At 56.8% G+C, this 315-nt stretch carries 1 pseudogene; it reads right to left on the bottom strand.

Annotated features, from left to right (window positions below):
* Positions 1-232: pseudogene (locus D4754_RS23805) on the bottom strand (IS110 family RNA-guided transposase); the annotation flags it as partial.
* Positions 233-315: the final 83 nt, after the last annotated feature.

The following is a 315-nucleotide window of genomic DNA, read 5'->3' as shown; positions in this document are numbered from 1 at the left end:
CCATGCAGACGACGTCGAACCCTTCTGCCTTCAATCCGTAAAACAGATGCTGGCTCAAGGTGCCGGACTCGAACCCGACGCGCTCGATCGAAACGGGAAGCGCGGTAAGATATCCCGCGATCTCCTCGATCTCGCACGGCAGGTCTCGCTCATGCAGAATCGTGCCTCTGCTGTCGACCACACAAACCGCGCAGGACCGCAGCGACACATCCAAGCCAACATAATGTTCCATTCGAAGTCTCCCTTGCTCACAGATTTCCTGTGATCCTATCGGGAGCTCGACCTCAGTGCAGGGTCAGCCCAATTACGCATGCT

Source organism: Chachezhania antarctica (assembly GCF_003646465.1).
In the GTDB taxonomy this organism is placed as follows: Bacteria; Pseudomonadota; Alphaproteobacteria; order Rhodobacterales; family Rhodobacteraceae; genus Chachezhania; species Chachezhania antarctica.
Note: the sequence above shows the minus strand (reverse complement) of the source record. Positions and strands in the feature narration are given on the sequence as shown.